This is a genomic window from Peribacillus sp. NPDC096540 (genome assembly GCF_050278525.1).
Lineage (GTDB): Bacteria > Bacillota > Bacilli > Bacillales > DSM-1321 > Peribacillus.
This window is the reverse complement of the sequence record NZ_JBNNTG010000031.1, coordinates 1-14,407: the sequence shown is the minus strand read 5'-3', so window position 1 is coordinate 14,407 and position 14,407 is coordinate 1. Positions and strand designations below refer to the sequence as shown.

Here is a 14,407-nt window from a genome sequence, read left to right as displayed (position 1 = left end):
AAGTGTTTGCACCATAATCTAAGTTTTAATTAGATGTGGATATGTTATTCAACTTTTCTCTTGGATAAAGTAAACTCTGTATCTCTTTTAAATTCTTCTTCCCAGTAATCAGCATTCTTAATACCCAAAGCTTTGGGGTTGAATACTGGATCCAGACCTTGTTTTTTCTGTTTTTCATAATCCTTTAATGATACTAATGCTGGTTTAGCTAGTATTGAAATAGCAATAATATTCAGCCAAACCGTAACTCCTAATCCAATATCTCCTAAGGCCCAGGCCAACGATGCTTCATTCATAGTTCCATAAAATGTGGTAGCCAGAATACCAAGTTTTAATGCTAACATTGGCCAGTTACTGTTTTTACCACGAGTTAAGTATGCGATATTTGTCTCGGCAATGTAGTAATAGGCCATAAGCGTTGTAAAAGCAAAGAAGAATAAAGCAATTGCCACAAAACCAGCACCAAAGCCAGGTAAAACACTATTAATAGCTGCTTGAGTAAATCCAGGGCCTGCTTCGATTCCTTTTAAATTATTTACAATGAAAGAACCGTCTCCGGCTTGCGTATTATACATTCCTGTGAATAGGATCATAAACGCCGTAGCAGAACATACAAATAATGTGTCAATATAAACGGAAAACGCTTGTACTAATCCTTGTTTCGCTGGATGCGATACTTCAGCGGCAGCAGCCGGGTGGGCTCCTGTTCCCTGACCTGCTTCATTTGAATACATTCCGCGTTTTACTCCCCAAGAAATAGCCATCCCAATGATTCCTCCAAATGCTGAATCCAGTCCAAATGCACTTCGGAAAATAAGGGAAATAACCGCTGGCAGCTCTGAAATATGCATTGCTATAATAATTAAAGATATAAGAATATAACCTAGAGCCATAAAGGGGACAATAATTTGAGCAGCATTTGCAATTCTTTTTATGCCACCAAAAATAATAAAACCTAATAAAATTACAATGGTTATTCCTGTAATGACCGGATTAATTCCAAATGCATTATCTACACCGATTGCAATAGAATTTGATTGTACACCAGGCATAAGAATTGCTAGTGCAATAATTGCTGTCAAAGCATAAAGAACAGCAAACCATTTCCAACCTATTCCTTTCTCAATATAGTAGGCAGGGCCCCCTCTATATTGATTGTCTTGTTTTACTTTGTAAATCTGGGCTAGTGTGGATTCTATAAATGCACTTGATGCACCGATGAAAGAGATTGTCCACATCCAAAAAACAGCACCTGGTCCACCAAAGGCAATGGCTGTAGCTACTCCGGCAATATTTCCTGTCCCAACACGCCCAGAAAGTGCAATTGAAAGGGCCTGAAATGATGATACCCCAGCCTCCGAACTCTTTCCCTGAAATAGGAGGGTAACCATTTCCTTAAGATGTCTGACCTGCAGAAAGCGGGTCAAGATTGTAAATAAAAGCCCTATACCCAGCAAAATATAAATAACAATATCACTCCACAAAATTCCGTTTAAAAAAGAAACATACTTCTCCAAATAAACCCCTCCTTGTTGGTAATATAAAAACAAAATCATAAGAAAACGCTTACAATTCGATGTGGTTTTTATTTAAGTTTACTAATATAACATTACATTACGAGGCTACGACTCTTTGAAGTTCATTGAGGGCTTTTGATAATCAATTAAACATGTATACCCCACTTTCTAATTGTGTAATTTAGTTATTTTCATATTATGCTGAAACTCCTCCTGCAAAAATAATGAGCAATAAGTTAAAATTAATATAAAACACTATTTACACAACTTTGATAACTTAATTTCCCACAATAAAAACTTTAAATTATTTTCGTTTTAATGACTTCCAATAAAACCACTTTTTCAAACTTCTTGATTTCCTTTCCCAATTAAAATAGATATTTCACAAAAACAAAAAAACTTCGCAAAAAAGAAATATAAATATTTCTTCATGCCAAGTTCCATACTATACACTAATAACTAAATTGGATTCTTGTTTTATTTAATTAGTATTCTAAAGTAACTTAAATATCTAGTAATTGAAATTTCAAAATTATAATTCAAACATCTTTAGATGAATTATAATTTTACTTTGACACGTATTTGTTCTACTCTTTCGGAAACAATTCTGAACATAAGATGCCGTGTTACTCTTTTTTCTAATTCCAATTTAGGCAGTTATAAATGTAAATCAGTCACTAAAGGCTATGTTGTCTGAAACTTCAGAATCGACTAAAGTATATCTACTGAATAAATAGTTGTCAACATTGTTATGTATGCGTTCCCATGAGTAATGTCATATACAGATTGACAACTAATGTATCCTAAAGTATATACTTATTGAGTCGAAGGGTAAATAAAGGGGGAGGAACATCTATGAATAATCAGGTTAGCCAGATCAATAATTTTTCTATGGGGAAATTAACTTCTTTATTGGTTCTCTTGCATAATACTGAAATGGTAAAAGAAATTGAACAAGAACTTAACTCAAGAGGGTGTCAGTATACAGTTGGAAAAGTTGGTGCCATGGATTTATCTAAAGTAGTTTCCGCGATTGAGACGAGTGCTAAAACAAATAATGTAATAAATTCCAACTCGTATAGAGAGGTTCATGCTTTGTATCATGCAATATTAGAGGCGATGCAAGGAGTAAGCAGGGGTACCCTACAATTAGGAGATATTTTACGTACTGTTGGTTTAACTTTTTCAATTGTTAGAGGAAATATGGACTTTTCTGGATACAATGGAGAATGGATTAGTGTATTTGTATATGGAACTATAGGTGCTCCCAAAAAAGGATTCGAACATGATGCACTAGGATTTGGATTTAATCATATATAAAAAAATCTCCCTAAAGTATTTAAGTTTCAAATAATTCTTAAAATTTTTTAGAAAAACAATTGACAAAACATTCAGATAAGGTGATACTGTTGTTAGGTGCCATTCATAGTTATACTTTAAGTCGTACACTTTAAAGTATATAGTCATTTAGGTTTCATAGTTATTTAGGATTGATAGTTAATTAGTTGATTTCAATGTTTAAACTTATATTTAAAGCCCATAGTTAATAGTTTATAGGGGGCTATATCAAAAGAGGGATACATTTCTCTTTTGATATAGCCCCCTTTTTATTTTCAAAAAGTAAGTTGATTTTACATAAATATAAAGGAGTGATGATAATGTTTGTTCAAATAGACGGAAATTCATTAACGTATGATCAAATTCATCAAGTTATTCATGAGGGTTATTCCGTTAAAATTAGTAGTGATGCCCTAGAAAATATAAAGAAAAGCAGAAATATAGTTGAAGAGAGTATTAGCAACAACAAAGTAATTTATGGTGTTAACACAGGATTTGGAAAATTTAGTGATACGGTAATTTCAAAGGACGATTTAGCTGACTTACAAATCAATTTAATTCGAAGCCATGCTTGTGCACTCGGGGAGCCATTTTCTTTGGAGGTAAGCAAAGTTATGTTACTTCTCAGAGCGAATGCATTAGCAAAGGGATATTCAGGCATTCGTCTAGAAACGCTGCAGTTACTAATTGATTGTTTAAATCACAACATTGCTCCAATTATTCCAAGTCAAGGATCATTAGGAGCAAGTGGTGATTTGGCACCATTATCACATTTAGCATTACTATTAGTTGGTGAAGGCGAAGCTATTTACAATGGTGAAAAAATGTCAGGGGGAGAAGCACTAAAGCAAGCAGGTCTTGAACCGATAAAATTACAAGCAAAAGAAGGTCTAGCTTTAATAAATGGAACTCAAGCTATGACAGCTGTAGGTGTAGTTGCATATATGGAAGCTCAAGAGCTTGCAGATCTTGCAGATGGAATAGCTTCATTAACATTAGAAGGACTTCAAGGAATTGTTGATGCTTTCACTCCAGAATCTCATTTAGTAAGACCTTATCCAGAACAGCAAAAAGTAGCTGGAAGAATTCTTTCTTATCTTGATGGTAGTCAATTAACTACCACTCAGGGACAAATCCGAGTTCAAGATGCTTATTCATTACGCTGCATACCACAAGTACATGGTGCTGTTCAGCAAGTTTTAAATTATGTAAAAGAGAAAATAACGATTGAAATAAACTCAGCAACGGATAACCCGTTAATATTCTCAGATAGCGGAAAGGTTATCTCTGGAGGAAACTTTCATGGCCAACCGATTGCTTTTGCTATGGACTTTCTTGGTATTGCAATGTCAGAAATCGCAAGTATTTCTGAAAGACGTATTGAACGATTGGTAAACCCTCAACTAAATGATCTACCAGCATTCTTAAGTCCAGATCCTGGTCTCCAATCAGGTTTAATGATTACTCAATATGCTGCTGCATCATTAGTTTCAGAGAATAAAACATTAGCTCATCCTTCTAGTGTAGATTCTATTCCATCCTCAGCTAACCAAGAGGACCATGTGAGTATGGGGACAACGGCTGCACGTCATGCTTACCAAATTATTCAGAATAGTCGCAAAGTCCTTGCTATAGAAGCCATTTGTGCTGCTCAGGCTGCTGATTTTAGAGGATCAAATAAGTTAGCACCAGAGACAAAAAGAGTTTATTCAAAAATAAGGGAAGTTGTTCCAACTATTACTCAAGATCGTATTTTCTCACTTGATATTGAAAGATTAGCTACGGTATTAAAAGAGGACGTACGGGAAGTTAATTATCAAATGATGCATTCATAAAATTACATGGATATTTTTTAAAATAAAAAGGTATCCCAAAGGTGTATTACTACAACCAAACATTAAAATTAAGAACAGCTAATGACGTTTACGTTTTTTATGAAATTGTGTCTCAGTAGAATTTTAAAAAAAGTAGATTTTTTCTAAGAAATTATTAGTATCTATAAATTAAAAAATCTAGTTTCAAATATTTTCATGTTAATAGGGGAGGAAATATAAATGAAAACTGAACAAAGAGTAATTAGAGCACCTCGGGGAAAAGAACTAAACACTAAAGGATGGGTGCAAGAAGCTGTTCTTCGTATGTTAATGAACAATTTAGATCCAGAAGTAGCAGAACATCCAGAAAAGCTAGTTGTTTACGGAGGAATCGGAAAGGCTGCACGTAACTGGGAAGCATTTGATCGTATCGTGTCATCTTTAAAAGATTTAGAAGAAAATGAAACATTATTAGTGCAATCAGGAAAACCTGTAGCTGTTTTCAAAACCCATAAAGATGCACCGCGTGTTCTGTTAGCTAATTCAAATATTGTGCCTGCATTTGCTAATTGGGATAAATTCCATGAACTTGATAAAAAAGGTTTGATGATGTACGGCCAAATGACAGCAGGAAGTTGGATCTACATTGGAAGTCAAGGAATTGTACAAGGTACGTATGAAACGTTTGCTGAATGTGCGAATCAACATTTTAATGGCGATCTAGCAGGTACTATTACTGTAACAGCTGGGTTGGGAGGCATGGGAGGAGCTCAGACTCTAGCAGTTACGATGGCAGGCGGCGTAGTGATTGGCATTGATGTCGATCGATCACGCATCGAAAAAAGGATTGAAACTCGTTATTGTGACGTCGTGTTAGAAAACTTAGGTGAAGCGATTGTGTTAGCTGAAGAAGCAAGAGACGCGGGTAAACCTCTTTCGATTGGTTTAGTAGGGAATGCAGCTGAAGTTCTGCCAGAAATGCTTAAACGCAACTTTATCCCAGACATTGTGACAGATCAAACATCTGCTCATGATCCACTAAACGGTTATTTACCAGTAGGGTTTACTTTAGAGCAAGGGGAAACTTTACGTAACAATAATCCAGAAGAGTATGTAAAAAAATCAAAAGCAAGTATGGCTCAACATGTGCAAGCCATTTTAGACATGCAAAAAAGAGGTTCAATCGCTTTCGATTACGGTAATAATATTCGTCAAGTAGCACTTGATGAAGGAGTGAAGGATGCGTTCGATTTTCCAGGATTTGTGCCAGCTTATATCCGTCCTCAATTTTGTGAAGGAAAAGGACCTTTCCGTTGGGTTGCCTTATCAGGAGATCCAGAAGATATTTACAAAACAGATGAAGTGATTCTACGCGAATTCTCATATAATACACATCTTTGTAACTGGATCAAAATGGCGAGAGAAAAAATTGAGTTTCAAGGATTACCAGCACGTATTTGTTGGTTAGGTTATGGTGAACGTGCAAGATTCGGGAAAATTATTAATGACATGGTTGCATCTGGAGAGCTTTCAGCACCTATCGTCATTGGAAGAGATCATTTAGATGCCGGTTCTGTGGCTTCACCAAATCGTGAAACAGAAGCAATGAAAGACGGAAGTGATGCTGTATCAGACTGGCCTATTTTAAATGCATTAGTGAATACAGCAGCAGGAGCAAGTTGGGTATCTGTTCACCATGGTGGTGGTGTAGGTATGGGTTACTCTCTTCACGCTGGTATGGTAGTCGTAGCAGATGGAACGGAAGATGCTGCACAACGTCTGGAACGTGTCTTAACAACAGACCCTGGTATGGGTGTTGTTCGTCATGTGGACGCAGGCTATGATTTAGCGATTCAAACAGCAAAAGAAAAGGGTATGAACATTCCATCATTAGATTAAGAGGAGTGAAAAGATCGTGAAATCAATTACGTATATTAAACGTGCATCACAAGTGGTGACGGTTAAGGGTGGCAGTACGGAACCAAAGCGTGGCCACGCCATGTCAGACATCGGTATCATTGAAAATGGAAGTGTTATTATAGAAGGTGGAACGATTACTTTTGTTGGGTCAGATGTCGAAGCTGAACAATATATTTCTACTATAGATGGAAAAGTATCAACGATTGACGCCTCGGGGAAAGTCGTAACCCCGGGGTTGGTTGATCCCCATACACATCTTGTATTTGCTGGAAGCCGTGAAAAAGAACTAGAAATGCGGTTAAACGGAGCGAAGTATATTGATATTTTAAAAGCCGGTGGAGGTATCCTTCAAACCACAACAAGTACAAGAAAAGCTTCCGAAGAACAATTAATTGAAGAATCGTTGAAACGGTTGAATCGTTTTTTACAATATGGTGTTACGACTGTTGAATCTAAAAGTGGGTATGGATTGACACTTGAAGATGAATTGAAACAGCTTCGAGCAACGAAAAGGTTGAATGAGCAGCATCCAATTGACCTTGTTTCCACTTTTATGGGAGCTCATGCTGTTCCGGTTGAATATAAGGAAAATCCAGATGAGTTTGTTCGTCTTGTGATCGAAGAAATGATTCCAAAGGTTGCCGAAGAAAATTTAGCTGAGTTTTGTGATGTTTTTTGTGAAGAAGGAGTCTTTACGATAGAGCAGTCTGAGCGAATTCTTGAGGCAGGTAAGAACTACGGATTAAAGCCCAAAATACACGCAGATGAAATTGTCCAATTTGGTGGTGCGGAACTTGCTGCAAAAGTAGGAGCTGTTTCAGCAGATCATTTATTACAAGCTTCTACTGAAGGAATTAAGCAAATGGCTGAAAGCGGAGTGATTGCTGTCCTATTACCAGGAACTGCTTTCTTCCTTATGGAAAAGCCTGCAGATGCAAGAAAGATGATCGAAGCTGGTGTACCTGTTGCTCTTTCGACAGATCGTAATCCAGGATCATCTCCTACTGAGTCATTACCATTTGTCATGAACTTAGCATGTTTGACGATGAAAATGACACCAGCAGAAGTTTTAACGGCATGTACGATTAATGCAGCTCATGCAATTGGAAAAGCTGATCAAATCGGAAGTATCGAAGTAGGAAAGAAGGCAGATCTTGTTTTATTTGATGCACCAAATTATCAAACGTTACAGTATAACTATGCAGTAAATCTTGTTGATACTGTTCTTAAAGGTGGAAAGGTGATCGTGGAGGGTGGAATTTTACATAAAGTACCCGTATCCACAACTTAATCGCCCTTCTTTTCATTGGAAAAGGCAGAACACACTTGAACCAAAACTTAGTGACTAGATTGAGACAGTTTGAAGAGGGATAAGAAATCGATCTTCAGGCTGTAGACTTTACAATTCTAAGAGTCGCTCTTTCCCGAACTACGATAAGTGCCGTAGGAGTAAGTAAGACTGCTCTTGCCATGAGACAAATTTGTAAATAGTTAGAACCGTATCATATTGAAAATGATACGGTTCTTCAGATTATATACCGTTATCTAGTTTATAAGGTATAGGAGTATCTGTTTCTTCATAAAAAGCAAAAACGGAATTCTAAAAGATAAGTTCGTTTTTTCATTTCGACCTTGAGTCTAGCCAGCTGCTACTTTATGACTAGACTGAACGAAGGATTGCATGGAAGTAGGTGCCAAGAGACACATAGGCGAATGAGATCCATGGTGCACCACTAAAGCCCATATCAATACCCACTAGATTTATCCAGCAGTGACCGCAAAGCGTTCCCATCGATTGTGAAACAATTTCATTTTTTAAAAAAAGTTTGCTGGAAAATAATTTTGACATTTCGGAAACGGCTTGAACCGTTGATAAATAAGGGTTTACAGAGGGTTGGTGGTCCTTTTATATGGGGCCCCGTTGTAACATATATACACAAGTTTTCCGCCCCACTTCATTTGAACTTCTATTCATTCTTTGTTAAGGTAATGAAGTACTTCAGGGGTTAACTGTTTAGTCAAGTGCTAAGATAAAGAAAACTCTAAGTGAAAAACCATTTATATTTCAGTTGGTATATGCTGTGTCTGCTAGTTTCCTCAGTTATAAATGTACCTCTTTTCCCTACTTGAAATGCTCAATTAATTAGACACTTTTGAATTACTTATGGGAATATTATATTTTTTCCTTATGCGCTTTGGGTCTAATGAAAGCGTCAATTTCTCCCTTTATTAAGGTAATGAAGTACTTCAGGGGTTAGATGTTTAGTCCATTGTTTGGACCAAAGAAAACTCTAAGTGATAATCATTTATATTTCAGGTGGTATATACTGTGCCTGCTAATTTCCTCAGATGTGATTACACCTCTTTTCCCTACTTAAAATGCTCAATTAATCACATATATATGTTTCAAGCAATATACTTATGGGAATGATAAATTATCTTTTGCACTTTGTGTCTAGTGTAGCAGGCGATCATTAAGCTGCGTCAAGTCCGCTTTTTTTTAAAAAAATGATACGGGACAGAAAAAAATATAGGACGTAGCGTTTTTAGCCATTTTCATTTATTTCAAGGTACTTATGTTTTTATATTGATTATTCGCATAAAACGGGGGAATTCAGCAAAACTGAATATCATATGGGCAACTATTAGAATGAGGTGACTTGATGAAGCCGAATGTAGAAGTCAGAAATGTCTCGAAAATTTTTGGCAAATCTCCAAAAGCAGCAACAGAATTATTGAAGCAAGGCAAAACGAAAAAAGAAATCTTGAAAGAAACGGGACAAACGGTCGGAGTGAATAATGTTAATTTTGAGATTTATCCCGGCGAGATTTTTGTCATCATGGGCCTATCAGGAAGCGGGAAATCCACTTTGATCCGCATGTTCAATCGTTTGATCGATCCGACATTGGGTGAAATCTTAATTGATGAAGAAGATATCGTGAAGATGAACGCTGCCCGGTTAAGGGAAGTCAGGCAAAAGAAAATAAGCATGGTCTTTCAGAACTTTGCTTTATTCCCGCATAAAACGATATTGGAAAACGCTGAATTTGGGCTCGAAATTCAAAAAGTGGATCCAGCAAAACGTCAAGAAAAAGCGATGAAGGCTCTTGAGGCCGTTGGATTGAAAGGATACGAAAATCAGCTGCCATCACAGCTTAGCGGCGGTATGCAGCAAAGGGTTGGGTTAGCCCGGGCACTCGCAAGTGATACGGATATCCTATTGATGGATGAAGCCTTCAGTGCCCTTGATCCATTGATTCGTAAGGATATGCAGGATGAACTGATTCAAATCCAAGATCAGTACAAAAAAACGATCATTTTCATTACCCATGATCTTGATGAAGCATTAAGAATCGGGGATAGAATTGCCCTTATGAAAGATGGAAGTGTAATTCAATTGGGAACCCCTGAACAAATCATGATGAATCCAGCCAATGAATTTGTCGAGAAGTTTGTGGAAGATGTTGATCTATCAAAAGTATTGACAGCGTCTCATGTGATGATACGCCCAGAGAAGATCGCGGTGGACAGAGGTCCGAGGGTTGCCTTGGAAATCATGCGCAAACAAGGGTATTCCAGCATTTTTGTTGTGGATAGAAAGCAGAAGCTATTGGGGGCCGTGACTGCTGAACAGGCTCGTCAGGCAATGAGCAATAACCAATCGATTTCTGAAGTAATGACAACTGATATCCCAACTGTTAAAGAGGATGAATTGCTTGGAAACCTTATGGATGTGATGGCAACTTCAAGTCTGCCAATATCAGTCATTGATGATGAGAATAGAATTAAAGGAATTCTTCTTCGCGGTGCCGTGATTGGTGCTTTGGCAGGAAATAAAGATTCCTTGAATGAAATGGAGAGTGAATAATTCAATGAATATGCCGAAAATCCCACTAGGAGCATGGGTCGATTCTTTAGTGGATTGGATAACTATTGTATTTGCTGGATTATTTACACTTATTACGAATATGATCGAGGGACTACTGGATATCTTGGTCGATGTAATGAGTGCTGGACCTTCCATCGTGTTAATTATCGTCCTAACCCTTCTGGTTACCTATACAAGCAGATGGCCCTTAGGGATATTTGCATTCATTAGCTTACTATTGATCGATAATCTTGGTTATTGGGAATCAAGCATCCAAACACTGGCAATCGTTATATTGTCAGGAGTCTTAACGATAGTGATCGGGATACCGATCGGAATATGGTGTGCCCAAAATAACACGGTGCGTAAGATCGTTACCCCGATCTTGGACTTCATGCAAACAATGCCTGCATTCGTTTATTTGATTCCTTCAATCTTATTCTTTGGAATAGGGGTAGTACCGGGGATTATTGCGTCATTCATTTTCGCAATCGCACCGACAATCCGTATGACTAATCTTGGGATTCAAGAAGTTCCTAATGATTTGATCGAAGCATCGGATGCTTTTGGTTCAACCAGCAGCCAAAAGTTATTCAAGGTACAAATACCATTGGCTACTCCAACGATTATGGCAGGAGTCAACCAAAGCATCATGCTGGCACTGTCAATGGTTGTTACAGCCTCATTGGTTGGAGCACCCGGACTTGGGGCTGATGTCTACAGGGCTGTCAGCCAAATTAATGTGGGGCAAGGATTTGAAGCAGGATTATCCATCGTAATCATTGCAATCATTCTTGATCGTATCACGCAAAACCTTCGTAAACCAGCTTACGAACATATCGTTAGCAGGAAAATCATTTTTACAATATTGGCCTTACTAGTTGTGGGTACTGCACTATTCAGTGCTTTTACAAAAGATACGGCTGTAAACGGGGATAAAAATAGTTTTGCTGCCAAAACCAATTATGAAATCATCGGAATTGAACCTGGAGCAGGATTGATGAAGTTGACTAAAACGGCTATAGATGATTATAAGCTGGATGATTGGAAGTTGGTTGAAGGGTCTTCGGCGGCAATGGTTGCTGAATTGAAAAAAGCGATTGATAAAAAAGAACCAATCGTCGTTACAGGATGGTCACCGCATTGGATGTTCTCGAAATATGACTTGAAATATCTCGAAGATCCGAATGAATCCTTTGGCGGGGCTGAAAACATCAATTCGATTGCCAGAAAAGGCCTCGAGCAAGATGCCCCCGGCGCTTATAAAATTCTTGATCAATTCTTCTGGGAAACTGAAGATATGGAAGATGTAATGGTCAAAGTTACTGAAGGAATGTCTCCTTCAGAAGCAGCAGAAAAATGGATAAGCGAAAATCAGGACAAAGTATCCGAATGGACCAAAGGTGCTAAATCAGGAAATGGCGAGAAAATCAAACTGGTCTATGTTGCATGGGACACGGAAATTGCCAGTACAAATGTGATTGGCAAGGTTCTAGAGCAGAATGGTTATGATGTAACATTAAGTCAAGTTGAAGTGGGACCAATGTTTGCTGGCGTTGCAAACGGAAGTGCGGATGCAATGGTAGCTGCATGGCTCCCTGGTACACATCTTGAATACTATAATAAGTATAAAGATGACATGGTTGACCTTGGACCAAATCTAAAAGGAACAAAAAATGGTCTGGTCGTACCAGATTATGTCGATATTGATTCAATTGAAGATTTAAAATAAGAAAAAACGAGGGATTTTCTACATGAAAATTCCTCGTTTTTTCTGTGAATTACAATAACTTATATGAGCCAAAATGTTGAATTAAAAAAGTTTAACTTTAAATAATTACATGCATTAATGATTGCCTGGCTAAAGGGAAGTGTATAAAGAGAAAAAGAATAAACAAATCCTAATTAATAGAAACAAATATATTTTTCAATTCCTCTTCAGATACCACAATTTTGCCTTGCAAATCTTCGGAAAGTAATACATAGCTTTTCACTCCTATGAACTCTGAATCGGAAATAATAAAGAACTTTGTTCCCTTTTTGTACGTAGAAGGAAAATCTTCAATTAACTTTAACATCTTCATCTTTTTTCCACCTTGAATATCCATTTACTAAAGTAGAATCTAACAACTTACTTTATGCTGGTAACCTCATATTATCTACTATTTATACCCTTCAACTATTTGGCCAATTTTAAAAATGAAATCACTGATATTGAATTTTAAATAAATATCTTTGAATTAATAATCTAATATAAGTATTTACTAGTCAAGCATACATTTAAGTAAATATCTTTGTATATTTTAAGGCACAGATGAAAAACGGCAGGATGAGGTTCCCCAACTGAATCACCCAACAAGGTTGTACCATTTTGAATCATTCCTTCCATGTATTTACTGCTAAATTGTGGAGAGTATCTGTTTTTCTTGTTTATTGTCAATTATAAATCTCTTAAACTTTCCGTGGAATAACCTTAAATTGAATGCTAAAATTTAGTTTGAAAACCGGTTTCTTTAATACATAAGAAAAGAAAAAATGGGATGTAACGGATGTAGATGTAGCAAACCACGCGGGTGCTTCCAAAGTAACTGTATCGTTAGTCTGTTCATTAAGATCCAGGGTTTTTAAAAGAAATATGGTCAACAGTACTACCATCGTAATCCGTTTAAAAAAGCTGGAATTAGGAAAGTGGGAAAATATATGAAACCAATAATATTTGATGTTGATACAGGGGTTGATGATGCCTTAGCGATGGCATACGCATTAAACTCTCCAGAATTGGACGTGCTAGGCTTTACGACTTGTTTTGGTAACGTATCCGTAGCTGAATCAACTCGTAATACGCTGGCAGTTTTGGAAAAGGTAGAAAAGAATATTCCTGTTTTTAAAGGGGCCAATCAAACATTGGTGCGTGGAATGAAGAAAAAGTATCCAAAGCATGTTCATGGAGAAGACGGTTTAGGAAATACGCTTAAGAATGAACCAGCTATTCAAGCATCACCTGAAAGTGCAATCGATTTTATAATCAATCAGGTAAAAAGTCGTCCGCATGAAATAACGATTATCGCTGTCGGACCGCTAACTAATATCGCATTGGCCATTAAAAAAGCCCCAGAAATAATCTCGCTGGTTAAAGAGGTAGTGATAATGGGTGGGGCAGTAACAGTACCAGGAAATGTAACCCCGTACGCTGAAGCCAATATCGTATCTGACCCCGAAGCAGCTGATTATCTGTTCTCTTCAGGGATGCCCGTCACCATTGTGGGACTTGATGTAACACATCAAACGTTTTTACTAAGATCGAAGCTTGATGAATGGCGCTCGACAGGAAAAGGGACTGCCCAATTCTTTGCAGAAATGACCGAATTTTATATGAAGTCTTATGAAACTTTCAATCCAGGTATTGGAGGGTGTGCTCTTCATGATCCACTCGCGGTTGGAGTTGTGATTGATCCGAGTTTTGTGACTACAGAATGGATGAACGTCAAGGTTGTGACTGAAGGAGAAGAGACAGGTAGAACAATCGGTTTCAATGAAGGTGAGTCAAAGATTCGCGTCTGTACGAAAGTAGATGCAGATCGATTTGTGAAACATTTTTTGGAACGAGTAATATAAGACAGAAACGCATGATGTGAGGCTCTAGCTTTGGACTATAAAGGATATAGATTACTCTGCATTTTTTAGGGGGATAACTAGTTAAGAGATATGCTCCGTTTGATACATACTAGAGTTCATTTTTTAAAGTTTAAAACGGCTTCTTTAGGTAATAATCAGCATAATATTTGCAGAAAAAGGACATCCTTTGGTTTGGATGTCCTTTCAGTTTGTAGACAAAAGGGGTTAGGAATGTTTTAATTCCGAACCCCTTTTGATATTGTCATTGAATGAATGTCAGTTTAACTAAAATAACTGGATCAATACTTGGGCGACCGACCTCTGAATACATATC

The 14,407-nt window shown here is 37.3% G+C and carries 9 protein-coding genes; 7 read left to right on the top strand and 2 right to left on the bottom strand.

Going from position 1 to position 14,407, the window contains the following annotated elements; genetic code table 11:
- Window positions 1-44: 44 nt before the first annotated feature.
- Window positions 45-1,517: an alanine/glycine:cation symporter family protein gene (locus ACQKMR_RS21865; protein WP_427699205.1), complete on the bottom strand. Its 1,473-nt coding sequence runs from the start codon at window positions 1,515-1,517 to the stop codon at window positions 45-47.
- A gap of 855 nt (window positions 1,518-2,372) precedes the next feature.
- Between ACQKMR_RS21865 and hutP the strand changes: the two genes are divergently transcribed.
- The 6 genes from hutP to ACQKMR_RS21835 all read left to right on the top strand — a co-directional run bounded on the left by hutP (window position 2,373) and on the right by ACQKMR_RS21835 (window position 12,190).
- Window positions 2,373-2,837, top strand: coding sequence for a hut operon transcriptional regulator HutP (gene hutP / locus ACQKMR_RS21860; protein ID WP_427699204.1), 465 nt, complete (start codon window positions 2,373-2,375; stop codon window positions 2,835-2,837).
- A gap of 338 nt (window positions 2,838-3,175) precedes the next feature.
- Window positions 3,176-4,690 carry a histidine ammonia-lyase gene (gene hutH / locus ACQKMR_RS21855; RefSeq protein WP_427699203.1) on the top strand — a complete coding sequence of 505 codons (1,515 nt, stop codon included), beginning with the start codon at window positions 3,176-3,178 and terminating at the stop codon, window positions 4,688-4,690.
- Between the two features lie 219 nt (window positions 4,691-4,909).
- On the top strand, window positions 4,910-6,568 hold the full coding sequence (gene hutU, locus ACQKMR_RS21850) for a urocanate hydratase (RefSeq protein WP_427699202.1): 1,659 nt from the start codon (window positions 4,910-4,912) through the stop codon (window positions 6,566-6,568).
- A gap of 13 nt (window positions 6,569-6,581) precedes the next feature.
- A complete protein-coding gene (gene hutI, locus ACQKMR_RS21845; protein ID WP_427699243.1) occupies window positions 6,582-7,880 on the top strand; it encodes an imidazolonepropionase in 1,299 nt (432 codons plus the stop codon).
- A gap of 1,372 nt (window positions 7,881-9,252) precedes the next feature.
- A complete protein-coding gene (locus ACQKMR_RS21840; protein WP_427699201.1) occupies window positions 9,253-10,458 on the top strand; it encodes a quaternary amine ABC transporter ATP-binding protein in 1,206 nt (401 codons plus the stop codon).
- Window positions 10,459-10,462: 4 nt separating this feature from the next.
- Window positions 10,463-12,190 (top strand): glycine betaine ABC transporter substrate-binding protein, encoded by a 1,728-nt coding sequence (locus ACQKMR_RS21835; protein ID WP_427699200.1) that lies wholly within the window; start codon window positions 10,463-10,465, stop codon window positions 12,188-12,190.
- A gap of 169 nt (window positions 12,191-12,359) precedes the next feature.
- Here ACQKMR_RS21835 and ACQKMR_RS21830 read toward each other — a convergent pair whose 3' ends face one another.
- Window positions 12,360-12,542 (bottom strand): hypothetical protein, encoded by a 183-nt coding sequence (locus ACQKMR_RS21830; protein WP_427699199.1) that lies wholly within the window; start codon window positions 12,540-12,542, stop codon window positions 12,360-12,362.
- Window positions 12,543-13,158: 616 nt separating this feature from the next.
- Here ACQKMR_RS21830 and ACQKMR_RS21825 point away from each other — a divergent pair.
- Window positions 13,159-14,073 carry a nucleoside hydrolase gene (locus tag ACQKMR_RS21825; protein WP_427699198.1) on the top strand — a complete coding sequence of 305 codons (915 nt, stop codon included), beginning with the start codon at window positions 13,159-13,161 and terminating at the stop codon, window positions 14,071-14,073.
- The last annotated feature ends 334 nt before the right edge of the window (window positions 14,074-14,407 follow it).